18 protein-coding genes are annotated in these 25,823 nt (G+C 36.9%); 10 read left to right on the top strand and 8 right to left on the bottom strand.

What is annotated here, in order from left to right:
* The first annotated feature begins 3 nt into the window (after positions 1-3).
* From CIN_RS04455 to CIN_RS11350, 7 genes are all read left to right on the top strand, one after another.
* Positions 4-2,649: a virulence factor SrfC family protein gene (locus CIN_RS04455; protein ID WP_008853868.1), complete on the top strand. Its 2,646-nt coding sequence runs from the start codon at positions 4-6 to the stop codon at positions 2,647-2,649.
* Positions 2,646-3,701 (top strand): SEL1-like repeat protein, encoded by a 1,056-nt coding sequence (locus CIN_RS04450; RefSeq protein WP_008853867.1) that lies wholly within the window; start codon positions 2,646-2,648, stop codon positions 3,699-3,701. The genes CIN_RS04455 and CIN_RS04450 overlap by 4 nt, the downstream gene beginning before the upstream one ends.
* Positions 3,698-5,659 (top strand): vWA domain-containing protein, encoded by a 1,962-nt coding sequence (locus CIN_RS04445; protein ID WP_008853866.1) that lies wholly within the window; start codon positions 3,698-3,700, stop codon positions 5,657-5,659. Before CIN_RS04450 ends, CIN_RS04445 begins: the two co-directional genes overlap by 4 nt.
* Before the next feature lie 2 nt (positions 5,660-5,661).
* A complete protein-coding gene (locus CIN_RS04440; protein WP_008853865.1) occupies positions 5,662-6,372 on the top strand; it encodes an ABC transporter ATP-binding protein in 711 nt (236 codons plus the stop codon).
* Positions 6,362-7,585 carry an ABC transporter permease gene (locus CIN_RS04435; RefSeq protein WP_008853864.1) on the top strand — a complete coding sequence of 408 codons (1,224 nt, stop codon included), beginning with the start codon at positions 6,362-6,364 and terminating at the stop codon, positions 7,583-7,585. Before CIN_RS04440 ends, CIN_RS04435 begins: the two co-directional genes overlap by 11 nt.
* A complete protein-coding gene (locus CIN_RS11355) occupies positions 7,582-9,129 on the top strand; it encodes a formylglycine-generating enzyme family protein (protein WP_008853863.1) in 1,548 nt (515 codons plus the stop codon). Before CIN_RS04435 ends, CIN_RS11355 begins: the two co-directional genes overlap by 4 nt.
* A gap of 93 nt (positions 9,130-9,222) precedes the next feature.
* Positions 9,223-10,554, top strand: a complete 1,332-nt coding sequence (locus CIN_RS11350) for a restriction endonuclease (RefSeq protein ID WP_139016930.1) — start codon at positions 9,223-9,225, stop codon at positions 10,552-10,554.
* 38 nt (positions 10,555-10,592) lie between these two features.
* On the opposite strand, the gene putA is transcribed toward CIN_RS11350, so the two are convergent.
* Entirely contained in the window at positions 10,593-14,234 is a 3,642-nt protein-coding gene (gene putA, locus CIN_RS04420; RefSeq protein ID WP_008853861.1) for a bifunctional proline dehydrogenase/L-glutamate gamma-semialdehyde dehydrogenase PutA, read from the bottom strand.
* Between the two features lie 190 nt (positions 14,235-14,424).
* On the opposite strand from putA, the gene CIN_RS04415 reads away from it, so the two are divergent.
* Entirely contained in the window at positions 14,425-15,687 is a 1,263-nt protein-coding gene (locus CIN_RS04415) for a Glu/Leu/Phe/Val family dehydrogenase (RefSeq protein ID WP_008853860.1), read from the top strand.
* Positions 15,688-15,697: 10 nt separating this feature from the next.
* Here the strand turns inward: CIN_RS04415 and CIN_RS04410 are convergent, their stop codons facing one another.
* Positions 15,698-17,353, bottom strand: coding sequence for a carboxylesterase/lipase family protein (locus tag CIN_RS04410; protein ID WP_083813322.1), 1,656 nt, complete (start codon positions 17,351-17,353; stop codon positions 15,698-15,700).
* A 208-nt stretch (positions 17,354-17,561) separates the two neighbouring features.
* On the opposite strand from CIN_RS04410, the gene CIN_RS04405 reads away from it, so the two are divergent.
* Positions 17,562-18,254: a glycine zipper domain-containing protein gene (locus CIN_RS04405; protein WP_040363779.1), complete on the top strand. Its 693-nt coding sequence runs from the start codon at positions 17,562-17,564 to the stop codon at positions 18,252-18,254.
* Between the two features lies 1 nt (position 18,255).
* Positions 18,256-18,723: a hypothetical protein gene (locus tag CIN_RS11345; RefSeq protein WP_008853857.1), complete on the top strand. Its 468-nt coding sequence runs from the start codon at positions 18,256-18,258 to the stop codon at positions 18,721-18,723.
* A gap of 64 nt (positions 18,724-18,787) precedes the next feature.
* Here CIN_RS11345 and CIN_RS04395 read toward each other — a convergent pair whose 3' ends face one another.
* From CIN_RS04395 to CIN_RS04370, 6 genes are all read right to left on the bottom strand, one after another.
* Positions 18,788-19,129, bottom strand: a complete 342-nt coding sequence (locus tag CIN_RS04395) for a DoxX family protein (RefSeq protein WP_008853856.1) — start codon at positions 19,127-19,129, stop codon at positions 18,788-18,790.
* Between the two features lie 141 nt (positions 19,130-19,270).
* Entirely contained in the window at positions 19,271-20,299 is a 1,029-nt protein-coding gene (locus tag CIN_RS04390) for an isocitrate/isopropylmalate dehydrogenase family protein (protein ID WP_008853855.1), read from the bottom strand.
* Positions 20,300-20,385: 86 nt separating this feature from the next.
* Positions 20,386-22,143: an aminopeptidase P family protein gene (locus tag CIN_RS04385; protein ID WP_008853854.1), complete on the bottom strand. Its 1,758-nt coding sequence runs from the start codon at positions 22,141-22,143 to the stop codon at positions 20,386-20,388.
* A gap of 23 nt (positions 22,144-22,166) precedes the next feature.
* A complete protein-coding gene (locus CIN_RS04380) occupies positions 22,167-22,673 on the bottom strand; it encodes a GNAT family N-acetyltransferase (RefSeq protein WP_040363778.1) in 507 nt (168 codons plus the stop codon).
* Positions 22,670-23,575 carry a 50S ribosomal protein L11 methyltransferase gene (locus CIN_RS04375; protein ID WP_008853852.1) on the bottom strand — a complete coding sequence of 302 codons (906 nt, stop codon included), beginning with the start codon at positions 23,573-23,575 and terminating at the stop codon, positions 22,670-22,672. Before CIN_RS04375 ends, CIN_RS04380 begins: the two co-directional genes overlap by 4 nt.
* A complete protein-coding gene (locus tag CIN_RS04370; protein WP_008853851.1) occupies positions 23,572-25,782 on the bottom strand; it encodes an ATP-dependent helicase in 2,211 nt (736 codons plus the stop codon). The genes CIN_RS04375 and CIN_RS04370 overlap by 4 nt, the downstream gene beginning before the upstream one ends.
* Positions 25,783-25,823 lie beyond the last annotated feature (41 nt).

Below are 25,823 nucleotides of genomic sequence, written 5' to 3'. Positions count from 1 at the left end.
GAAATGATTAAAATGGTTGAAGATAATCAAATAATGATCAAAACATTACAAGCGCGTAATAGCGATGTCTTAAAAGCATCCGACCAAGCTTTATCATGGTTTAATGATAATCCTAAAGCAGTCAAAGGGGATGGTGAGCGTCTGAAAGCAACGTTACGACGTTTTCGCAGGCAAGCTCGGCAATTAAATCGAGCCTCTCATCAACCACCAGCGATTGCAGTCTTTGGGGCTTCACAGTCTGGAAAATCTTATTTAGTCTCTAGTCTAGCCACAAAACCTGGAGAAACATTAGAAGCTTATTATCAAGGGGAAAAACTAAACTTCCTACAAGATATGAACCCTCAAGGGGGAAATGAATCAACAGGGTTGGTTTCTCGTTTTACCACCAGAACTCCACAGGTGATCCAAGATGATATGCCTGTGCCTTTACGTTTATTATCCGCAGCAGATATCATAAAAATTCTGACCAACACTTCCTTAGAAGATTTTAAGGTCAAAGAATTGTCTATGGAAGATAAACAAATTGATGCGTTGTTTGAAGCTGCTGGGGCAAGTGCAAATACCACTAATTCAATTTTAGATTTAGATGATATCGAAGGATTAATGGAGTATTTACAAGCTTTATATCCTGACTATCATCGGTTAGAGAATTTAGGCGATGGTTATTGGGATAAGTTAAAAGCGATTATTCCTTATTTGCCAGCCAGTGAATCTGCAACATTATTTTCCCCTTTATGGAATGGCTTGCCTCAGTTTACTAACTTAGCACGCTCTTTGTTTGTAACATTGGAACAATTAGGGCAACCCGATTTTGTCTATTGTGCAACCGATGCTTTACGTCCAAGGGAAAGAAGTATTCTAAACGTTGAAACGTTATTTACGTTGGGACAAGCAGATCTGGGTGATAGTGTTACATTACTAACTCCAGATAAAAAAACAGTAACGATTAATCGTTCTATTGTAACAGCATTAACGGCAGAGATCACGGTTCCTATAGGGGATGTGCCCTGGCCATTCTTAGAGGAAACAGATCTGTTGGATTTCCCTGGTGCACGCTCTCGGGAAATGATTTACGATCCTCAAGAATTCTTACAAGCACCAGAAGCTTTGGGTAGGTTATTTTTAAGAGGAAAAGTTGCTTATTTATTCCAACGTTATGAAGCTGAGCGAGAAATCTCTGCAATGCTTTTATGTATTGGAGATTCCATCCAAAGTGTTTCCACACTGCCAGGGATGATTGATGGATGGATTAAAAGCAGTATTGGAGCAACTGCTGTAGACAGAGAAAAACAACGTGATAATTTATTTATCGTTTTAACAAAATTTGATCGCGAATTTGAACAAAAAGAAGGGGATGCACCTTCTTCAGGATCTCGCTGGACAGCCAGAATTAATGCAAGCCTGTTAGATTTCTTTAAAACCAGTAGCTGGGTTGAGGATTGGAAAAATCAACAACCGTTTAATAATCTTTATTGGTTACGCAGCCCTGCAATTAAATTTCCTGCTGTGATGGATTACGAGCAAAGAGAAAATGTTCAAAAAGAAATAGGGATTGCTTCTAAATCACAATCTTTAGTGGACACAATGAAGCAGGCGTATTTATCTAATACGTCTATTCAACGATATATTGCTAATCCTGAGGATGCTTGGGAAGCCGTATTAATGCTCAATGATGGGGGCATTTCCTATTTAGCAAAGGCTTTAAGTCAAGTTTGTGATGGTCGATTAAAATTTGAGCAAATTTCTGCACAATTAGAACAATTTTGTGCAAATTTATCTCGATTTATTGCACCATATTATCACAGTGGCAACAAAGAAGAAGCCATACAAAAAGCATCCTTAGAAGCGCAGACCATTGCCCGATCCTTAATGAAGTGTGTTGCAGCACAAATGTTTGGGCCTTTGTTGTCTTGCTTGCAAGTCACAAGAGATCAAATGATTGAAGCTTGGCGCAGTTTGGAGACTCAATCAAGTAATCAGAAGTTTTTGATGGGTAGAGCCAGCGACGTTGATAGCTTATTTCAAGATATGTTTCCTGATGCTGCAGAAGAGAATTCGCCTCAACAATCTGGGGTAGAAGAACAAGAAACAGCAAAAGATCGACATGAGCAATATGCGGATCTTGCCTTGGCAAAATGGAACAGTGTTATGGATCATTTCGCAGGACAAGAACATGTCGCAGAAGCATATTTGGTGCCATCAGAACAACTAACTGCTTTAACAGCGGATATTGCTTTACTGTCTAGAAGATTAAATCTTCGCGATCAATTGGCGGATAAGTTACGTAAAAACGCTTCATTAACAGGCAGTGCGTCTCTGAGAGGCGAAACACAAGCATTATTAGCAGAAATTGAAATTGGTAATTTTGTAAACTGGTTAGGATATTATGAGGTTCCATTAGAGCAACGTCCCATGACCAGAGGGTTAAAAGGTGAGCATGTCTTTACCCCTAAAGAAGAGCTGCAAGGGATTTTGGTATTACCAGAGCAACCTATTCCTTATAATGAGCGCTTTGTTCGGGATTGGATTTCTGCATTAGTGCAACGTTTTGAGGAAAATGCTGGGGCTTCAGAGTTAAATGGTATAGATCCAGCTGCGAATGAATTATTAGGTCGAATTATTTCTATATTGGAGCATAAAGAAAAATGAGTTCTCAATTAAAGGTTCTTGCCGCAGCACCTGGGGAAGCCGTTATTACTGTTATCGGTCAAGCAGAGCATTATGGGGATGTTTTGACGATTTCCTTTCCTCAGTTTTCTTCTATTGCTTCACAAAAAGTCCTACAACAAGCAGTTGAGGGGAATGATCTCTTACTTACGATTGATGCAGATAGTTTAGGAGATATTCTAGAACCAGGTAGTCCATATCAAATAAAAATTCCTGAGCTAGAATGTGTTGCAAGCGTTATCTGGCCAGAGATTATTGCCAGAAGAGGGAACAGCAGAGGGGTAATCAATACAAAATCGCCTCCTAAAGCAGTGCCAATTGTTGAAGAAATTAAAGAAGAACTGCCTGTAATTCAAGAGGAAGTTTCTCCTCAAATAGAACCCGTAATAGAGGAGGAAGCGCCATTAATTCATGATGAGCCAAAACGATCTTCTTCAGTGTCTTTGATCGCTTCTATTATTGCAATCGTTGTTATTGCAGGCGCTGGTGGTGCTTTTTGGTATATAAAACATCAAAAACCTCATCAAGAGGTAAAAAAAGAGCAGGTTGTTAAAAAAGAAGAGCCTAAAAAAGAACAACCTAAAGCGTCAGAAGTAGCTAAAAATCAACCTCCAGCAACTCCAGCACAACCTCCTAAACCAGAGCCTTCTTTTGCTGAGAGTTTACAGAAAATGTCTGTAACAGATGTGATTAATAAAGCTGCGAATACAGCGATGATTACCAAAGAAGGAGAACGTCGCCTAGAAGTCAAACAATATGATGATGGGGTGTTATTGCTTGAGAATGCAGCATCTAAAGGTGATACGGTTGCGATGCTGAAATTGGGAATGCTCTATGATCCTGTAGATTTCAAACAAGGTGGTGCTATTCCTAGCCCAGATATGCGGGAGGCTGCTCGATATTTCCAAAAAGCAGAACAAGGTGGGTTAAAAGATGCTACTGCGCCAAGAGAAGCTTTAAAAGACTGGTTGACGAAACAAGCAGATGCAGGTGATGAAATGGCACGCTTAACCTTAAAGGATTTCTGGAAATGAAATTAATTAATTTTCGGTTATTATTAAAAACAAGCGTTGCTGTCATTGGTATCTGTGCTGGCAGTTTATATGCCTATGCGGATACATCTAATCCTACCCCAACAGCCCCTTTATTGATGGAGGGAAAACATAGTCTTTATCAACGAATTATTACTCGGCCAGGAGGGGTTATTTCTCCCGAGCCTTCATCAGAAAATTCAAAGCCACTAGAAGGGTTTAAAGTTTTTTATGTGTATCAACGTCATAAAGATGCACAAGGAAAAGAAGACTGGATACAAGTAGGATATGATGCTCAGGGGCATATTTCTGGTTGGATCCCTGAGGATAAAGCGATTACTTGGGCACATACAATGGTGGGTGCTTTTACTAATCCGGCAGGTAGAGAACGCTCCTTGTTCCTTAAAACAGAACAAGATGAAAAACAGCTGATTACCGATCCAAATTTAGCACAAAAAGCCAAAGAATTAACTCAACAAGCTCTTGCAGGAAATTCACAAGAAGTAATTGCAATGGAGCCTGCAAATTATGTTGATATTACCAAGAATTTTTATTTGTTACCTATTCTAGATGCTCAACAAATTGAACGTCCTAGTGGGCCTCCTTTGCGGTTGTTGCATGTTATTTCTGCACCAGCGCAAACAGGAAGTAATCAAGTTAACGCATCGCCTGCTAATCTAAGGAACTTTAAAGCAAGTCTGGTTTTCGTAATGGATACGACAGTCAGTATGGAACCTTATATTGAGCAAACACAACAGGCGGTTAAATCAATTGTTAGTCGTATTCAAAATACTGCTGTAAAAGATAATTTCCGCTTTGGATTGGTTGCTTATCGTGACAGTTTAAAAGATAATCCTGGATTAGAATATGAAACGAAGGTTTATGCAAAGCCTGATTTTTCAAAGCCTTTAGATGCTATTAATGACTCTATTGCTTCTGTGCATGATGCCAAAGTATCTTCTAAATCCTTTGATGAAGATGCGATTGCAGGGATTAAAACAGCTTTAAACGATATTGATTGGGATCAATCTGCGGGTCGTTATTTAATATTGGTTACAGATGCTGGGGCCAGAGGTGCGGATCATCCAAATAGTATTACTAAATTAGGAATTGAAGAAATTCGCCAATTGGCAGAAGCAAAAGGCGTGGCTGTTTTTGTTGTTCATTTATTAACGCCAGCAGGTGCAAAAAATAATGATCATCAAAAAGCTGAAAAACAATATCGTGAATTAAGTAAATATGGCACGGCGGGTTCATTATATTTCCCTGTTAAAGGGGGAACTCCAGAGGCTTTTGCAGGGGTAATTCAATCGATATCTACTTCTTTGCTTCAACAAGTTTCCAATACAACTGGTCGACCTGTTGCAGGGCTAACTCCTGAAACAAAAGATGCCAAAGAACAAGCCATGGAAAAACAGCTTCAAGTCGTTAGTGAAGCAATGAAATTGGCTTATGTTGGCAAAGAGGAAAAGACTGCGGTTCCTAATGTTGTATCCAGCTATACAACAGATCGAGATCTTTCCAATCCAATGAAGAAATCGATTGAAGTTCGGGTATTATTAACACGTAATCAGCTTTCTGATTTAGCACAAGCATTACAAATTATTTTAAAAACTGGATTAGCAGGACGTACAGAACCTCAAACATTCTTTACGCAATTACGCTCTGCTTTTGCTGCGGCTGCCAGAGATCCTTCTAAAATTGCAGACTCTCAACAAATTGGCGGAATGCTTGGCGAGTATTTACAAGGATTACCTTATAAATCCGACATTATGAATATTTCTGAAAAAGACTGGTTAGCAATGGGTGCAATTGCACAAAGAACCATTCTAAATAATGTAGAAAGTCGTTTGCGTTTATACCAAGAATATCAATCTCATCCAGATTTGTGGGTTAATTTAAGTGGTAACACAGATCCAGGGGAAGCTGTATTTCCTGTGCCATTGGAGGCTTTGCCTTAATCATGTCAGAAACGCAGGCAAAGGAAGTTTTTCATCTTGAAAAAATATCCCGTCAATTTACTGGCGGGATTACAATAGAGATAGCCGCAGCTAAAATTCATTTAGGGGATAAGATATTAATTTCTGGCCCTTCTGGTTGCGGAAAAAGCACCATGCTCGGAATGCTTGCTTTGGCTTTGAAACCAGATAGAGGTAAAACATTTATTTGTAATGAAGTGGATGTTTTAGAAAAATGGAAGCGTAATAAACGTGATGATTTGGCCATGTTAAGAGCTTCTTTATTTGGTTTTATTCCCCAAACTGCTGGGCTTATTTCTTTTTTGAACATTCAAGAAAATATCATGATGCCTCAGCATTTGATTGGTAAAAAAGATAAAGACTGGTTTGTATCTTTGGTGAATAGGTTAGAAATTAACTCTATTTTATCCCATAAACCCCATGAAGTTTCCGTAGGGCAACGACAACGAGTAGCCGTTGCAAGGGCACTAATTAATCATCCATTGATTGTATTGGCTGACGAACCAACTGCCTCCGTTCATCCTTCTTTGGCAGATGGGATATTAGAGTTGCTATTACAAACTGTTCAAGAAACAGGGGCTGCTTTAATCATGACTTCTCATGATACTAAAAGAACGTTGCAATATGGATTAACTGAAGTTCCTTGTGAACTGGATGTCCAAAATCAAATTACTAGGCTGAGTTATGGTATATAAGCGTTTTCATGGATCTTTATCAGCAAAACTCGCTTGGAAAGATTTAAAAAATGAACCCATTTTATCTTTATGTCTGGTTCTAGGGATTGTCGCTGTACTGGCACCTTTAATTGTTATTGCAGGGTTACGCAGTGGCGTTTTAACTAGTGTTCGCCAAACATTACTCGAAGACCCCCATGCCAGAGAAATCGTCAATATCTCTAATCGAAGTTTTACAGATCAATCCTTAAAACAACTTGCCAGTCGAAAAGATGTTGAATTTCTAGCTCCAAGAACCAGAACGCTTGCAGCTAGTCTCTTTATGGAAAAACCAGGAGATTTAGGCAGCGGTCGTCATATTATGTTAATTCCCACGGAAAAGGGTGATCCTTTATTACAAAATATCCATCCTTTTATTGATAGTAATCAGCAAATTATTTTATCAGATTCAGCTGCTAATCATCTGCATGTCAAAAAAGGAGATGAAGTTACTGCTTATTTAAATCGTATCTTACATGGGGAAAAACAACAGGTTCAATTTTCTTTAAAAATTATTGGAGTTGCCCCAGCATCGATTACAGATCAAGATAGTGCTTATGTCACTTTACCTTTAGCCGTCGGTATAGAAAATTATCAAGACGGGATTAAAGACTGGCCGTCTGAATTAAAAAACTTATCAGTGCCACCTCAAACAGTTTATTCAGGATTTCGTTTATATACACATAACCTTAGCGAATTACCTGCGTTGGATGCTGATTTACGTAAATCAGGCATTGATATTGTTTCCAGAGCAGGGGATGTTGAGGGATTGCTTTCCTTAGATCAACGACTATCTTTGTTATTTATCTGTGTTGCATCATTGGGAGGTGTCGGATTATGTATCTCTCTTGGTGCTGGGTTATGGGCCAATACTGAACGTAAAAGGAAGTCTCTGGCGTTATTAAGATTTAATGGTTTTAGTGCTTTAGATTTAATTTTATTTCCAATGCTACAAGCTATCATTCTCTCACTTTCTGGAGCTGTAGTTGCATTGGGTGCAGCCTTTGGTGCAGGGCAATTGATTAATATTTTATTCAGCTCTGTTTTACCTCAAGGTCATTCTTTATTCTTACTTAATAATTGGATTATTTTTGGTGCTTTAGGACTAACCGTCGCAGGAGGCATTATTGTTAGTCTATTATCAGGAAACAGAGCTGCAAAAATTCAACCTTGGGAAGGGGTAACTGCATTATGAGGTTAATCATTTATGGTCTGGCGATAATAGGAGGATTAACTTCTTTATCTGCTTTTGCAGCTGATCCTTCATGGCCAAAGAATTTGATTGATCCTCATCCTCTATCTGATGATTTTACATTACCTATGCCTTGTGGTGGAGCAATGACGTTCAGAGCCGTTGAAGTGCCTTCTGAAGGTGGTGTATTGGATGATATTCCTGTGCAAATGGGGCAGACAAGCACCGAACAAGGATATAGTAATTATATCCATCAATCGCCTTTGGCCGCTCCATTTTCTTCTTCTAAAGCAGGTGTAAAAATATATTATATTGGTAAATATGATGTAACACGTAATCAATATGATGCGATTATGAATAATGGCACATGCCCCAAACCTGATCAGGCTGGGCAAAAAGCCATGAATGAGGTCTCATGGTTTGATGCAGAAGATTTTTCAAAGAAATGGTCAGTATGGTTATTACAAAACGCTAAAAATTCTTTGCCCAAAAGAGATAGTAGTTATGGGTTTGTTCGTTTACCAACAGAGGCCGAATGGTATTATGCAGCTCAAGGTGGGAATAAAGTTAGTAATACAGAATTCTTAGAGCCCACATGGCCAATGCCCGAAGGGATAGAGCAATACGTCATGGCAGGTTCAGAGCTCGCCAATGGTCAGGTTCAAGCGGTTGGAGCTATGAAGCCCAATCCTTTGGGATTATATGATATGTTGGGTGAAGTCGGACAAATGATGCAAGATTATTATCATTTAAACCGAGTAGGGCGCTTACATGGACAAGCAGGTGGTATCATTGTTAAGGGAGGGAATTATACATTTAATCCTTCTGATTTAAATACAGCCTTACGCGAAGAAATTCCTTTATATGATTCCAATAGTAATAAACCCACAACATTAGCAACAATGGGATTCAGAGTTGTTATTGCTGCACCAACGTTGGGAAGTTTACAAGAAACAACCCAAGCAGAAACGCAGTTTACAGATTTATTACAGAAGGCTGAAAATGTTTCTTCTGATACGCATCAGCTTATTAACAATCTAAAGAACCAAACCACAGAAGCATCAACCAAAGCGGGTTTAGACCGTATTTCTGCTCAACTTGATTCAGACGCCAGAGTTAGAATTGATGCTCAAGCAGCAACAATGCGTGCGCAAATAGAGGCAGCGTCTGCACTTGGAATGAATATATGGGAACATCAACATACAATTAACCTATTAGAAAAAGAATTATCTATTCTAAAAATGTTAAATGATAAACAAAAAGCTGATATTCGAGCCAATGTTGATAATCATAAAAAGATTTTACAAAGCTCTATTGAAGGCTATTTGGATCTTATTCGACAAATCTCAGATGCTTCTTCTGTTAATAAGTCAAAACAATTTTCTATGGTCATTACGGCCTATAAAACTAGAAAATTGGATAATTTAGCTTTTTTCGCCGATCAAGCACAAAATTTACTATCCATTCCGAAAAAAGAATGGACAGTTCAATATATAACAAAACAAATTAGTGCTATTCCAGCAGCTCAAGCTAGGGATAAAGAATAAAGTTGTCGATTATATTCAGATAGGTTGGTTTATAATGATGAGAAAATTATTAGCTTTCTTTTTTTATGCTCTTTAATATTCAGCCCTATATGCTTGGCTGAAATAAAAACATTAAACCAATCTGAAATATGGAGCAGTTCGGTTAATAATCAAAATAATCAGTTTGTTATTACTGGCAGTGAAAATAATGCCAAGGTTTCTTTAATCTTAACACCTAATCAACCTGCTTATTTACAAATTATTTTCCCTCAAGCAGGTTACAATTTTGATGATAATACGATTGTTACCTTTGCAGTTAGTAAATATAATATTAAATTAACCAAAAATTTATCAAATACAAATTCTCAAATTTGTATTTTTGAATATGTTTTTAAAGGAAATGAACTTACAAAATTTATACATGAATTAACTTCTAAAAAAGAAGCAGATATAGAGTTAAATGATAGAATGACGTCTATTTCTTTAAATGGAACGTCCCGATCTATTTCCGCAGTTTTGAAATATATAGAAGATAATCATATATCTTCCATACCAGATCCTTTTCATACTAATGATATATCAGTAGCAACAACACCTGTATCAAATGATACTGTTCCACAAATACAAAATACTATTCAAAACGATCAAAAGACTAATGGTAAAAGTGATAGTCAAATATTTTATATGATTGGTTATGCGGTTGCTTTTTTCGTTATTTATAAAATTATTATCAAACCAATTATTGCTTATAGAACAAAAAGAAAAAACATTGAATATCATTCTAATCAAATGCACTTAGCTTTAACTTTATGTAAAAATGAAATAGCAGAACAATCTCAAAAACTTTATATAAAGAGGGAGCAACTCATTTACTATGATGATTATGGAACGATAAAAAATGAAAAATGGATTAAAGAAATCTTTAATTTTATAAATAGTAGAATTATGCCTATTCTACTAAACAACAATCTTAATATGTATTATTCAAATTTAAAAGATGACATTATTAATCTAATTAATATCGCTGCCACAACTAAACAGACAATATCACCAGAAATCAAAAGACAATTAGCTCAAGAAACAGATGTATATCATCCTAATATGGATCCATTTGATTATGAAATTTTTTGTGCGAAACAGTTGCGCGAAATAGGATGGGAAGCAACAGCAACACAACGCAGCGGAGATCAAGGAGCTGATGTTGTAGCGACTAAAAATGGTATTAAGTTAGTTTTACAATGTAAATTATATTCAAAACCAGTGGGTAATACAGCTATTCAAGAAATTAATACAGCAAAAATATTTTATCATGCTCATTATGCGGCAGTTGTATCCAATGCTGATTTTACAATTGGGGCACGTCAAATAGCATCTTCTACAAAAACATCTTTACTTCATCATGACGAATTACAAAGCTATGCTATGTCTTTAATAAGTGAGTTATAAATAAAAAGGAGGGTAAATCCCTCCTTTTTTAATAGTTCTTATTCAATGGTCATCAATGATGCATTTCCACCTGCGGCAGTGGTATTGAGACTGATGGATTGTTCTTCCATCAGGAAATCGCTTGGGTTTAGCGTTTCATCGACATCAAATGATTGTACAATGCCATGATCCGTAAATGCCAATGTTTGACGAGCTTCTTCAAACACAGAGAAGTCTTTTTCACCCAAAATAACAACACAAGATTTTTCGGCTGCAGAGTTAACTTTAGTAATCTGTATTGCTAGTTGGTTAGGTAGTTTTGCATACCATTGTGTAATGTCATCAGAAGCAAGAAGTAAAACAGGATTTCCACATCCAAGGGCAAGGGTGATTTGATAGAATAAAATATCTTGTGTTTTTGCGACACATAATATTGCTCCACGAGGAGAAAGTTTATAAGTATTTTCCTCTCCCACTGGTCCTTTTAATTCAACATGTGTACCAACAATGCAATAAGATAATAGCTCAGTGGCAGTTTGTGCAAAATCAGGTTGATATTGTTCTAGCCATCTTAACCACTGTTGAGCAACGGTTGGTGGTGTTTGTTTAGGTAAGTCTTTATAAACAGGACATTCTTTTAATAATCGTCTGATAATAAAAGGAGCTCCAGCTTTAGGACCCGTTCCAGAAAGGCCTCTGCCACCAAAAGGTTGAACGCCAACAATTGCACCGATAATATTACGGTTAATGTAAATATTTCCGGCATGCACTTTGCTGGTTACATTTTCAATCATTTCACCAATACGGGAATGCACACCAAAAGTGAGGCCGTATCCAGTGTGATTAATGGTTTCAATTAAATGGTTGAGTTGAGCACGTTTATAACGAATAACATGCAAAACAGGGCCAAAAACTTCATCAGGAATATCAGAAATTTGATTGATTTCAATAATGGTTGGCATCATAAATGTGCCGTTTTTGGTTTGTTCAGGTAAAGGTAGAGACCAAACTTTAAATCCTTTTCCTTTCATATAATCAACATGTTTATTTAAGCGATCTAATGCTTCTTGACTAATCACAGGGCCAATATCTGTTTTTAAAGAGATTGGGTTCCCTACGATTAACTCGTGTGTTGCACCGCGTAACATTGTCACAATTCGGTCTGCACAATCTTCTTGAACGCATAATACGCGTAGTGCGGAACAACGTTGACCTGCACTGTCAAATGCAGAAGCAATAATATCAACGACGACTTGCTCTGCCAATGCTGAGGAGTCAACAACAAGTGAGTTTTGCCCCCCAGTTTCAGCAACAAATGGAATAATATTCCCAGCAGAAGATCTTTTATTTGCAAGACCTTTCGAAATGCTACGTGCTACCGCAGTAGAGCCAGTAAACATCACGCCATGCACTTCTTTATGAGCGACTAAAGCAGCCCCAACATCGCCTTTACCAGGTAATAATTGTAACACAGCCTCTGGGACACCTGCTTCATGAAGGATCTGTACTGCTTTCGCTGCAATTAAAGGAGTTTCCTCGGCAGGTTTGGCAAGCACAGGATTACCCGCAGCCAAAGCAGCAGAAACTTGCCCAATAAAGATCGCTAGCGGAAAATTCCAAGGACTAATACAAACAACTGGGCCTCCTAAGGCGACATGTGTTTTGTTATCATATCCTTTTTTAATCGTTTCCCCATAATATCGTAAGAAATCAACAGCCTCTCTGACCTCAGCTAAGGCGTTCAAGAAAGATTTTCCTGCTTCTCTTACAATTAATCCTAATAAAGGATACATTTGTTCTTCTAAAAGATCAGCTGCTTTTAATAAAGCTGCTGCTCGGTCTTCAGGAGAAGTTGATGACCAATCTTTAGTTGCTTTAACCGCAGCTTCAAAAGCCTGATTAATTTCGCCTTCAGAAGCTTCGATAACTGTACCGACTTTATCTTGATGATTGGCTGGATTCAGAACATCTAGAGGTTTATTTTTATTTTTTATTTTCTTACCTGCAATAATTGGAAAAGATTCCCAATGTTCAGGCGAGTTTTTCAAAGCTTTTGATAAAGCATCTAAGGTAAATTCATTATTAAAATCAATTCCTTTAGAATTAATTCTACTTTTACCGTAAATTGATAGAGGCGCTTTGATTGCAGAGTGTGGACTACCAACAGGATTAATTTCTTCAGCTTCTGCGACAGGATCGGCAATTAGTTGATCAATAGAGATCGAATTATTGCCAATTTGATTTACAAAGGAAGAGTTTGCACCATTTTCTAACAAACGGCGAACCAGATAAGCTAATAATGTTTCATGTGTTCCTACAGGTGCATAAATTCGACAAGGTCTGGATAAATGCTCAGCTTGTACAACTTTACTGTATAATTGCTCACCCATACCATGCAAACATTGGAATTCATATTGTTCTGGATCATAATTTTTGCCAGCAATCGCGTAAATTGTTGTCAAGGTTCTGACATTATGGGTTGCAAATTGTGGGAATACTTCTTTGCGATGTGCCAATAATTTGCGAGCACAAGCAATATAGCTAATATCTGTATAAATTTTCCTGGTATAAACAGGAAAATCAGATTGGCATTCAACTTGAGCCTTTTTAATCTCACTATCCCAATAAGCACCTTTAACCAAACGGATCATTAAACGACGGTTGGTACGATGAGCTAGGTCAATTAAATAATCAAGAACATAGGGGGCTCTACGACCATAAGCTTGTACAACAAATCCAATACCATTCCAGTCTTGTAATTCTGGATGATGGCATAATGCTTCCATTAAATCTAAAGAGATTTCAAGACGTTCGCTTTCTTCGGCATCAATATTAATTCCAATATTATATTGGCGTGCTAACAAAACGAGATTGGTTAGAGTAGGGAGCAACTCTGCCATAACCCTGTCATGTTGAGCACGAGAATATCTTGGATGTAATGCAGATAATTTTATGGATAGGCCAGCACGTTCATACACATTATTCCCTTGTGCAGAACGGCCAATGGCATGAAGTGCATTTTCGTAATCAATCCGATAACGTTCTGCATCTTCTTGAGTAATCGCTGCTTCCCCAAGCATATCATAAGAATATCTAAAGCCAATTTTTTCTAATTTTTTACTATTGCTTAATGCTTCATCAATGGTTTGCCCAAGAACAAATTGTTCTCCCATCATACGCATTGCTTTATCCAGGCTAAGACGGATAACACCTTCACCGCGACGTTGTGCTAATTTTGTTAAAGCAGCAGCAAGATTACTTTCTTTGACGGGTGTAACCAATTTCCCTGTTATAGCTAGTCCCCAAGCCGCAGCATTGGTAAAAATTGGTTTCTTAAATCCAGCATGGGATGTCCAATCTCCTGTACTGATTTTATCTCTAATCAAAGCGTCTCGTGTTTCCATATCAGGGATACGTAGTAATGCTTCTGCTAAACACATCAATGCAACACCTTCGGATGAAGACAAAGAGAATTCTTGAACGAGTGTTTCAACGCCTTTTAAATTACGATGGTTTCTTAAATATTTTGTTAACGCTTTTGCATGATCTGTAATTTGCTTATTCATAGCATCAGAGACTTTAGCTTGTTGAATAAGTGTTTGAACGCATTCTTTTTCAGAGCGTCTTGTGGCCTCAGTAATTTTATCTCTTAAGGTGGTTTGTGTTTGTAAAATATCGTCAAAACGAGAAAAAATAGGCATATGAACCTCAGGCTACATTGTTTGGGTAATAAATTTAAATTATGTTGTGTATTTCATAAAATGTCTAGCCAGTTTAATGGTAGTCTTTACAATTTTTCAATAGCTTTGTTTTATACTTTAAGTTTATTTATCGTTCATGAGAATTAAGAATAAGATCGCGCATAGTGAGGTAAGTTATTAAGGATATACTATGTTCGATATTTATGGTGGCCCTGTTTTTAATATGGCTCGTCAACAATTCTTGCAAGCAGCAGATATTTTAGAAATCCCTAATGATCAACGAGATCGTTTATTATATCCTAAAAGAGCAATTGCAGTAACATGTCCTATTCATAGAGATGATGGATCAACAGTTGTTTATGAAGGATATCGCGTTCAGCATCATTTAAGTCTTGGCCCTAGTAAAGGAGGGGTGCGTTTTTCTCCTCATGTTGATTTGGGTGAAGTCGCTGCACTTTCTTTGTGGATGAGCTGGAAATGTGCCTTAATGAATTTACCTTATGGAGGAGCAAAGGGAGGTGTTCGCGTTGATCCTTATTCTCTTTCACACAAAGAGCTAGAGGCATTATCACGACGCTTTATGCAAGAATTAATCCCATTTGTTGGCCCTCATGTTGATGTAATGGCACCTGATATTGGGACAAATGAACAAGTTATGGCTTGGTTTATGGATACTTACTCCAATGATGCAGGTCGCACGGTTACCGAAATTGTTACAGGAAAACCAGTCAGTTGTGGTGGAACTGCAGGACGTAGAGAAGCGACTGGTCGTGGAGTTACTCATTTAATTTTCCGCGCATCCGAAGAAATTAAACTAAATTTATCACAATCAAGTGCTGTGATCCAAGGTTTTGGAAATGTTGGTTCTGTTGTTGCTAGTGAACTATATGATTTAGGTGTGAAAATTCTAGCGATTAGCGATCACACTGCAGCGTATCATGATCCTAAAGGTTTAAATATTCCAGAGATCTTAAAATATATTGCTACTCATGGTGTATTAAAAGGATATTCAACTGAAGCTTTAATTGATCCAGCGACTATTTTAACCATTAAATGTGATATCTTGGTTCCTGCTGCTGTTGAGCGTGTCATCACAGAAGAAATTGCTAATAAAATTGAATGTAAAATCTTGGCCGAAGCAGCAAATGGCCCAACAACAGTAGAGGCAGATGCTGTTTTTGCTAAACGTCCTGATATCTTTATTATTCCTGATATTCTCTGTAACTCTGGTGGCGTAACCGTTAGTTACTTTGAGTGGGTTCAAGATTTGCAACAATTCTTCTGGGAAGAAGAAGAAGAAGTAATTAATCGTATGAAAAAAATTATGGATAAAGGGTTTTATGAAACGATATCAAGTGCCAAACAACTAAAAACAACAAACCGTATGGCTGCAACTTGTGCAGGATTACGCCGTGTACATCTTGCAAAACAAGCCAGAGGTTTGTTCCCTTAATATTTTAATACTATCGTGTAGGATATTTTGGTAAGTCTTTTTTTATCAAAGTATCTTGCTTTGGTGTTTGATGGTTTTTTGAGAAAAGAGATGATATAAAGTTAAGTCTTTTCTCAAAAGGATCATTTTCAAATCGAATGCCATCCATTGCAAAATGAAGCAATTGTTGAGGATTTTGATTGATTGGTAAAAATTGAGGGAAACCGTCGACGGATGGATTACCATTTTTGGCAAAATTAACCCAAGACATCATCATTGCTTTAGCCATTGCTTCATCTTGATTACTGACAGAGCTGTAGACTGTATGTAATGTATCAAACACGTAAGGAATTTCTGAAGCATGTATAGCTCCAAAAGAGCTGTAAGGACGTGCCGTATCTGCAATATATGAAAAACGATATCGATAAACAGGGGTATTTTTTTGTGCGACTTGATGAGCAAGCAAACGTGTCGGTTGTAAAATCTGAGTATCGGCAATGACCTGATGAATAACACTATTTTCTGACTTTTTACCATCTGGATTGTAAACGTGATTAATCGCAGTTACATCCGTTCCTAAATCTTTAGCTAGATCAGATAAGGTTGTTTTGGACAGTAATAACCCATCGCCATCAGTATCGCCAATTAATAAGGGAACAGGATAAAAACTCCCTTTGGCAAAAGATTCCTCTAAAGAGTGAGTTAATAAAGTTTGATCAATAATTAAACCAGCAAATAAATCAGGTTGTAAATTTTGAATATTTAAATCATCAATGACTTCATCGGCTGATAGAGCTCTCAGCTGTTTTAGAGCATCATAACGATTGCTTGTAATCTCATATTTTTTAGCAAAATTACTGCCAATTCGTTCAGCTTGATCTTTAGGTGTTGGTGGAAAAGATTTAGAGTGTCCTGTTCCTGATTGAATAATTGCTTTATCAAATAATCCTTTTGCCTCTCCAATCGTCATTAATGAAATAATTGAAGCACCACCAGCTGATTCTCCAAAAATAGTTACATTATTGGCGTCCCCACCAAAAGATGCAATATTACTTTGCACCCATTTTAATGCAGCTATTTGATCCATTAAGCCATAATTATCAGATTGATCTTCTTCACTTTCTTTATCAAGTGCTGGATGTGCAAAAAATCCAAAGCGTCCAAGGCGATAATTAAAACTGACAACAACGACACCTTGTTGTGCTATTGCTGACGGATTATAAGTATTCAGTGATGCTCCACCAGAAATAAATGCGCCACCATGTATCCAAACCATAACTGGGTAAAGTTTTTGATCTTCAGGATGATTAAAATATCCTTTTGGTGCCCAAATATTTAAATATAAACAATCTTCACTGGTATTTTTAAAAGTAGGGTCTGTATCCCAAATATTTGCTTTTTGGCTACATATTGCAGAAAATTGCGTAGTTTTTCTAATCCCTTTCCATTCTTGAACAGGTTGAGGTGGTAACCAACGATAAGAATTAATAGGAGGGGTTGCGTAAGGAATCCCCTTGAAAACAGCTAAATTATCTTCGAAAAATCCTTGAGCATAACCTTGATTTTGAAGCAAAACCGTTGGTGCGTCAGAAGGTTGTGCGACATCAGTATTAGCAAAAGATACAGACATTGTTGTATAGAAAATTCCTGTAAATAGTATAGATCTTAGCAAGGGAGAAAAATGCATGCCATGAGTCTTTGATAATTTAGTGTGTAAGAAAGTTGTTTTAACCCTTATAGACAAGCATTATAAAAATAAAGTGTTTTTAATAAAAGTGATAAAAATACAACTGGAAAATCATATATAATTAAAGGAAGTATTTTGTCATAGATTAGCTTTATTTTTACTGTCAAAAATATAGAATGTAACAAAAATTTTAAGGGTTAGGTAATATATGTTTAGATTCAATTTTTGTAAGATTATGACAATTAGCACAGCTTGTATTATGTTATCTGCCTGTACAGCCACTTATAATCCTAATCTAACGCCAGAACAAAATAGACAAAATCAACGCGATGCTCAATATAATAACACATTGGGGACAGGTGCTCTAGCAGGTACAGCTTTAGGAGCTCTCGTAGGTGGTCTTGCTGGTGGTAAAAAAGGATTATTAATTGGTTCTCTAAGTGGCGCTGCTTTGGGAGCAGGGACTGGTTATATGGTCGCTGATCGTACTCAAAATCAGCAGAGAACTGAAGATCAGCTCAATCAACAAATTGCAGCAGCTCATCAAATTGCGATGACTGCACAAGCAGATGCACAACAAGCAGCTCAACAAGTCGATGCAGCACAAAAACAATTAGCAACATTAAATCAACAAATTGCCTCTAAAAAAATTACAACGGCTCAATATAAACGACAACTGGCTAATATTCAAAAAACGTCTGCAAATTTAAATAATAAAATTAATTATTATTCTGCACAAAGTAAACAAATGCAACAATACGCAACAATATCACAAGATCCTCGCTTTTCCCAAGAGGCACAACAAACTGATGAAGCTGTTAATCGTTTAAAATATGCAGAAAGTGTATTGGCGACAGGAATGGGGGCACAACCTTCCAGCTATACTCCAACAAGAGGATAAAATGATTATTAAATTACGTTACTTTTTGCCATTAACAGGTTTATGTTTGTTAACAGGCTGTTCATCCACACAAAGCTGTAATCCTGATCAAACTGGTTTTTTCTCTGGTATAGGATGCTCTGTTGGAAGTGGCTATCAAAATAGAACGCAAAATTTACAAAATCAGCTAGGGTCTGAACAGCAAAATGCTGCTCAACAACAACAGCAAGCAAAACAATCTTATCAACAAGCCAATCAACTACAAAGTAGCATCGCAGAACGTAGAAATGAGTTGAGTAAAATTGATAATCAAGCTTGGACTGTTCGTCAAAAATTGCAAAAAGCAAAAGCTAATCACTCTCTGACATCACAGGAGTTAAAGCAAAAAGAAAAACAACTTGCTACTTATAATGCTGCTCGTGCAAAAGTATCCACGGATCCTTCACAGCAAGATATTAACGCATTATCCAGTATCTTAGGAAAAATGTAGATATAAAAATAGCTCTTTTATAAAATATAAAAGAGCTATTTTTTACATTACAATTAAGTAAAAACTATTTTTTACATTTTTTACAGAAAATAATAGAAAGTGCAGCTAAAACGCCAAAACCATCAATCGCTAATTCTTCTTTTCTATTATGTTTAAAACCTGTTACCAATAAACATAAAGCGGATGCTGCTAACAATAAAGCACCTAATTTAGAAGTTTTTTTACAGCTTAATAATACAGCACCTGCAATTTGTGCACTGCCAAGTGTTTTCATATTAGATTGTGTCCAATCTAACTCTGAAAATCTTTTTTCTTGGATTTCTACTCCTAAAACTTTGCTGATACCACATGCTGCAAATCCAAGACCAACAAGAGTACGCCAAATTTTTTTACAATGCTTTGCCATTTTAAGCTCCTTTAACTACGATGACCTAATTATAGTAATTTTTATCAAAAAAGTTAACTATAAAATTTTATAGTTAAATAAAATTGAATAATAAAAATGTTCTTTATAAGGCATATTTATAAAGAACATACTTGGTTTTAGTTAAGCAATTGCTTGTTTTAATGCAGCGGTAAAATCACTGGTTGATGCATTACCACCAAGATCTTTTGTACGAATATTGTCATGAACTACAACTTTTTTAATTGCTGCTTCAATACGTTTTGATAGGTCTGTACGATCGACATATTCTAACATAGAGGCCGCAGCATGTAATACAGCCAATGGATTAGCAATATTTTTTCCTGCAATATCAGGAGCAGATCCGTGAACAGCTTCGAACATTGCTGCTTTTTCACCAATATTCGCACCAGGAGCCATTCCTAAGCCACCAATTAGACCAGAAGTTAAATCTGATAAAATATCACCAAATAAATTGGTTGTTACAATCACATCATAAGTTTCTGGTTTTAAGACTAATTCCATTGCACATGCATCAACAATACGTTCTTCACAAGCAATTTTACCTTCATATTCTTTGGCAACTTTACGGCCTTCTTCCAAGAATAAACCACAAAGTTCTTTTAAAATATTTGCTTTATGAACCAAAGTTACTTTTTTACGATTATGTTGCACCGCATAATCAAAAGCATATTTTACAATGCGACGGCATTCTTTTCTGGAAGTATATCCTGTGCAAGTCGCAATGGCTTTTGGATCATCATCAACAGGGATATAATGTTCCATTGCTGCATAAAAGCCTTCTAGATTTTCACGAACGAGAACAATATCAATATTTTCAAAACGTCCACCAGGAATAAGGGTACGAGTTGGACGAACATTCGCATAAAGACCGAATTCTTTACGAAGCGTTACATTAATAGAACGGAACCCTTTTCCTACTGGTGTTGTTAAAGGGCCTTTTAATGCTAAGCCTGTTTTATGAATGCTATCAATCGTTTGTTGTGGCAAAGGATCACCAGATACATCAACAGCAGCCATACCAGCAAGTTGCTTGTCCCATTTAAATGGGGCTTTAATTGTTTCTAAAATTTCTAGTGTAGAGCCAACAATTTCAGGACCAATACCATCACCTGGGATTAAAGTGACTGGGATTAGATTAGAATCAGACATTTAAAATTTTCCTTTAAATTAAAGTTTAAAAAAGATCGACCTTTGTTAGATAGTATAAGGACTTTTATCAAATACGAAAGGAACATCTATGTTACAGGCGCACAAACAGATTGTAACCATTGCTGTTCTTGAGAATTTAGGTGAGGAGATATTTTCTCAAGCACATGTTGATGATAATTATTCAACCATTTTTTCTCTTTATCGGAGAGATTTTCAATTACAATAATATTTAAATCAAAAGGAACTAAAGTTAACGGTTCAAATTGTAAGAAATTCTCAAAATGAGCTGTCATTACCAGTAATAAATTTTCTAAACGAATACCATATTGACCAGAAAGATAATATCCTGGCTCATTTGATAAAATCATACCTTCTTGTAAAGGAACAGGGAAGGGAATAGAGGAAATTCGACATGGCCCTTCGTGAACAGAAAGGTAACTGCCAACCCCATGACCTGTGCCATGATCGTAATCTAACCCTCTTTGCCACAAAGCATATCTTGCCAATACATCCAGCCTGCTTCCTGTTGTTCCTTTTGGAAAAATAGCTGATGAAAGTGCAATATGTCCTTGTAAAACACAAGTCGCAGCTTCTTTTAATGCTTTGGGTGCTTGATTTTCCCCAAGCCAAATCGTGCGAGTAATATCTGTTGTACCATCTAAATATTGCCCACCACTATCAATCAGATATGCTTTATTTTCTGTTAAAATAGAACAATGTTCTGGCGTTGCGTGATAATGAATAACAGCACCATTTTCGCCAACACCTGAAATAGCAGGGAAACTTTCTTCTCTATAAAACTCACCACCAGCTTCTTGTCGAAAACAATTTAACTGATGCGCGACTTCAACTTCGCTTAAACCAATACCGTGATGTTCTAACCAGTATAAAAAACGACACATCGCCACCGCATCTCGTAAATGTGCTTGACGAGAACCTTCTTGCTCAACTGGATTTTTACAAGCTTTCAATGCAATACAAGGGTTATTTCTTTTACAAAAAGTAACAGCTTGCTTTTCTAAAGTTTGAATAAACCAAATTGGTGTTTGAACAGGATCAAAAGCAATATTCTTATTGTTTAAGGTCAGAAGATCAGCTTCTAAATCATGATGAGACTTTAAGTAGATATTACTTCCCAGAAAATTGGATAGCTCTTTTGTATACTGTGTTTCACCTGCATATAAAGCAACACTATCTTGCTGAACAATTGCAAATATTAAAGGAATTGGCGTATAAGGAACGTCTGATCCTCTGATATTTAATAACCAACAAATAGACGCTGGATCACATAAAATATAAGCATCTTCTTGCTTTGAGATAAGTTCTTGTTGTAACTGTTGCAGTTTTTCTTGATGATCTTGACCAGAAAATTGAATTTCATGCGGAACAATTGGATGATGAGGTGGTGTTGGTTGATTATTCCATATTGCATCAATAGGGTTTTTAATCATAGGAACTAACGTAATGGTAGGGACTTGAAATGCTTTTAAATCCCGTTCACTCATTAATTTTGGATCATATCCTAAACGAATAGTTTCTTTTTTTTGTTCTAAAATCCATTGAACAGGAGAATGTTTAGAAATATGAAAGCTCTTCCAATATTTTTGATCAAGCTCTTGCTGCATTTGTAAAATATAACGACCATCAGAAAAAACAGCAGCATTTTCCTGTAATATAACTGCCATCCCAGCACTGCCCGTAAAGCCCGTTAACCAAGCCAGACGCTCTGCATAAGGGGCAACATATTCATTTAAGAATTCATCGCCTCGTTGAATAATAAACCCGTCTATATTTTGTTGTGCTAAGAGGGAACGTATGAGAGTAATTTTCTGTGCAGAGGTCATATTAATGGTCTTTTCAATTCTATTTAATCATCAGCGGTTAAAATTTTATACATAAAAAGAAGGTCTAGCCATTTATCGAATTTAATTCCTGTTTGAGGCAATACACCACTATGTTTAAATCCAAACCATTCGTGCAAACGGATAGAAGCGGTATTTCCATCGGTAATTGCTGCAATCATTGCATGAACTTTATGATTTTGAGCATAAGAAATTAGATCTTTTAATAATGCTTTTCCTAGTCCTTTTCCCTGAGCATGTGGGGATACATATACAGAATGCTCAACGGTATATTTATATCCATCATATGCTCTGAAAGAACCATAAGAAGCAAAACCTAAAACTTTCTGAGCCTCATCAACAGCTACAAAAACAGGATAGCCAGCTTTCTCTCTGGCCTCAAACCATTGAACTTGTTCTTGATAAGTTCTAGGAATGGTCATCCAAAAAGCCGTTCCATTCACAATCTCATGGTTGGTAATTTCAAGAATGCCTCTAAGGTCAGAGGGAATTGCATGTCTAATATTTGTCATTTTTTGATCGGCTTATACAAAATTAACGCAGCCCAGCTGCCTTGAATAATTTTTTCTTGGAGCTTTAATCCTTGACGTTGATGCGCCACTAAAACCATTGGGATTTGTGTCGCTAATAATCCAGATAAAATCACTTTACCACCTGGAGCAAGGTTCTTTGCAAGATCTTTGGCCATTTTACACAAAGGACGAGCAAGAATATTTGCAAAAACAAGATCAAAAGGTGCTTTTTTGCGAATGGATGGGGACAACCAACCATTTCCATGTTCGCAAACAATTAAGTTTCTTAATCCATTACGAATAACATTTTGTTTAGCAGCACGAACAGACCAAGGTTCAATATCAACAGCCAATACTTTTTTATTCAATAAAGCAGCTGCACCCATTGCCAAAATCCCAGAACCACAGCCAAGATCTAAAATACGTTTAGGCTTTGTATGCGCAATTTTTTCAAGTGCAATCAAACATCCTCGGGTTGAACCATGTTCGCCTGAACCAAAAGCAACTCCAGCATCTAATGTCAACACAAGATGAGAAGGAGAAGGAGTATCATCTAGATGAGTTCCACGAATGACAAATCTTTTCCCAATAGCTTGTTCTGGAAAAGCCTCATAAGTTCTGGCCAACCAACCATCTGTTTCAGTTGTTTTTCTTTGTAATTCTGGTGAAATGCCAGAAATACTATTGGCCAAAGTTAATGCATTAGCCAACTCTTCTTCGCCATAACCAACATCTTTGATGCCTTCCAAGCGCCAAATATTGTTATCGGAATCTTCTTCGAAAATACCAACGGTAGGACAAATAATTCCTAATGCATTTTCAAAGATTTCTACATGTTCCTCTGGAACAACAACAGAAATGGTTTCTAGGGCAGTGGCGTGTCTTTTTGTTTTTAATGTCATGATTCTAACGTTACAAAGCTGTCAATTACGTGTTTAATATCTGATTTATCAAAATCAACTTCAAGTTTATTATTTTCAGTGCTCAGAACAGTCCCATGTCCGAATTTCTGATGAAAGACGCGGCTGCCAACGGGAATATTCTTGCTTTTAGAAGGCGTATAAGTGCGTTGTGGTTGCGAGAATGAAGCTCCTTGCACGGGTTGTTTAGAAAATTTAGGAGAAGAATAACTATCAAAGAAATCATTCTTTCTTGGTGAGCGATTTTGACTTTGTTTTATATGAGAGATTTTCTTGGTATAGGTATCAGAAAGCTCTTCAATAAAACGACTAGGAACAGAAGATTGCCATTGCCCATAAATTTGTCGATTAGCTGCATGAGAAATAAACAAACGTTGTTTGGCTCTGGTAATTCCAACATAAGCCAGTCTTCGCTCTTCCTCAAGTCCATTATTACCACTCTCATCCATGGTGCGTTGAGAAGGAAATAATCCTTCCTCCCACCCAGGTAGGAAAACGATGTTGAATTCTAGACCTTTGGCTGCATGCAAAGTCATTAGATTAATCTTATCATCACCCGATAAATCATCATTATCCATAATGAGTGAAATATGTTCTAAGAACTCAACTAATGTTGGAAACTCAGCCGTAGCTTGAAAGAGCTCTTTGATATTCTCCAAGCGTCCTGTAGCTTCTGGAGATTTATCTTGTTTCCACATATCAATATAGCCACATGCATTAAGTAGATAATCAATCGCGCTGATATGACCTTCTGCCTCAACCTTTTTACGGGTCTGATCCAATAAGTTCATAAGCTGTGTTAGTTCAGTATAAATCTTACCTTTTAAAAGATTATTAATCAGTAAATAATCAATGGCTTGTAATAATGGAACATCTAATTCTCTTGACGTTTCATGGATCTTTTGTAAAGCAACTTTACCGACACCTCTTCGAGGGACATTGATAATTCTTTCAAGCGCTAAATTATCATTAGGCTGAGCAACAATGCGCATATACGCAATCGCATCTCTAATTTCTGCACGTTCATAAAAGCGCAAGCCACCAATAATCTTATAAGACAACCCCAATGTAATCATTCGCTCTTCAAAAGGACGGGTTTGGGAGCCCGTTCTCATTAAAATCGCCATATCTCCAAAATGATGTCCTTCTTTTTGAAGGCCTATGATTTGATCGCAAATTAAACGAGATTCTTCATCAGAATCCCAAAGAGAGGATACTTGCACTTTGTCATTTTGAAGGTTTTTATTCGCAGCTTGTAGCGTTTTACCTAAACGTTGAGAGTTATTATCGATTAATTCTGAAGCTGCCCCTAAAATATTCTGAGTCGAGCGATAGTTTTCTTCTAGGCGGATTACTTTGGCTTCTGGGAAGTCTTTTTCGAATCGTAAAATATTTTCAATCTCTGCACCACGCCAAGAATATATCGATTGATCATCATCACCAACGCAACAAATGTTTGATGTTTCGCCCGATCTTTGAGCCAACATTCGTAACCATAAATACTGGATGATATTTGTATCTTGATACTCATCTACCAATATGTATTTGAAATACCGTTGATATTTTTGAAGCACGTCTGGATATTGATTAAATATATTAAAAACATGCAACATTAAATCCCCAAAGTCGCAAGCATTTAACTGCTGTAATCTAGTTTGATACGCACGGTAAATTTCTTGAATAATTGCTTTTTCTGGGTTAGCTTTTTCAGAAGCTGATAAGTTACCAAAAGAATATCCTTTGTCTTTCCATGATTGGATAATCCCAAGGATAAGCTGTGGAGGAGTGGTTTTCGTATCAATAGGATAAGCAGGGATAATTTGTTTTAAGAGGCGCAATTGATCATCTGTATCTAAAATTGTAAAATTTGAAGTCAGGCCAACCAAATGTGCGTTTATTCTTAACATCTTTGCACATATTTTATGAAAGCTTCCCAACCATAGCCCTTCAACAGGTTGTTGAATGAGACTGGCAATACGCTCACTCATTTCTTTTGATGCTTTGTTGGTAAAAGTAACAGCTAATATTTGATTAGGATAGGCTCTGCCACTTAATAAAATATGAGCAAAACGTGTGGTTAATACTCTGGTTTTTCCTGTGCCTGCACCTGCTAGGACCAATACAGGACCTTCTGTAGTTTCTACGGCTTCACGTTGTGCTGCGTTTAATTGGTTTAGATACTCGGTCATATTTTTTATAGCTTTGATAGGTGACTGTAAATGAGAGGTCA

Source organism: Commensalibacter intestini A911, assembly GCF_000231445.1.
Lineage (GTDB): Bacteria > Pseudomonadota > Alphaproteobacteria > Acetobacterales > Acetobacteraceae > Commensalibacter > Commensalibacter intestini.
The sequence above is the reverse complement of the archived record's forward strand: the minus strand, read 5'-3'. Positions and strand labels throughout refer to the sequence as shown.

Bases quoted from the DNA above. Each gene is read 5' to 3' on its own strand.
- CIN_RS04455 (WP_008853868.1), top strand. From the start codon at position 4: ATGATTAAAATGGTTGAAGATAATCAAATAATGATCAAAACATTACAA.
- CIN_RS04450 (WP_008853867.1), top strand. From the start codon at position 2,646: ATGAGTTCTCAATTAAAGGTTCTTGCCGCAGCACCTGGGGAAGCCGTT.
- CIN_RS04445 (WP_008853866.1), top strand. From the start codon at position 3,698: ATGAAATTAATTAATTTTCGGTTATTATTAAAAACAAGCGTTGCTGTC.
- CIN_RS04440 (WP_008853865.1), top strand. From the start codon at position 5,662: ATGTCAGAAACGCAGGCAAAGGAAGTTTTTCATCTTGAAAAAATATCC.
- CIN_RS04435 (WP_008853864.1), top strand. From the start codon at position 6,362: ATGGTATATAAGCGTTTTCATGGATCTTTATCAGCAAAACTCGCTTGG.
- CIN_RS11355 (WP_008853863.1), top strand. From the start codon at position 7,582: ATGAGGTTAATCATTTATGGTCTGGCGATAATAGGAGGATTAACTTCT.
- putA (WP_008853861.1), bottom strand. From the start codon at position 14,234: ATGCCTATTTTTTCTCGTTTTGACGATATTTTACAAACACAAACCACC.
- CIN_RS04415 (WP_008853860.1), top strand. From the start codon at position 14,425: ATGTTCGATATTTATGGTGGCCCTGTTTTTAATATGGCTCGTCAACAA.
- CIN_RS04410 (WP_083813322.1), bottom strand. From the start codon at position 17,353: ATGCATTTTTCTCCCTTGCTAAGATCTATACTATTTACAGGAATTTTC.
- CIN_RS04405 (WP_040363779.1), top strand. From the start codon at position 17,562: ATGTTTAGATTCAATTTTTGTAAGATTATGACAATTAGCACAGCTTGT.
- CIN_RS11345 (WP_008853857.1), top strand. From the start codon at position 18,256: ATGATTATTAAATTACGTTACTTTTTGCCATTAACAGGTTTATGTTTG.
- CIN_RS04395 (WP_008853856.1), bottom strand. From the start codon at position 19,129: ATGGCAAAGCATTGTAAAAAAATTTGGCGTACTCTTGTTGGTCTTGGA.
- CIN_RS04390 (WP_008853855.1), bottom strand. From the start codon at position 20,299: ATGTCTGATTCTAATCTAATCCCAGTCACTTTAATCCCAGGTGATGGT.
- CIN_RS04385 (WP_008853854.1), bottom strand. From the start codon at position 22,143: ATGACCTCTGCACAGAAAATTACTCTCATACGTTCCCTCTTAGCACAA.
- CIN_RS04380 (WP_040363778.1), bottom strand. From the start codon at position 22,673: ATGACAAATATTAGACATGCAATTCCCTCTGACCTTAGAGGCATTCTT.
- CIN_RS04375 (WP_008853852.1), bottom strand. From the start codon at position 23,575: ATGACATTAAAAACAAAAAGACACGCCACTGCCCTAGAAACCATTTCT.
- CIN_RS04370 (WP_008853851.1), bottom strand. From the start codon at position 25,782: ATGACCGAGTATCTAAACCAATTAAACGCAGCACAACGTGAAGCCGTA.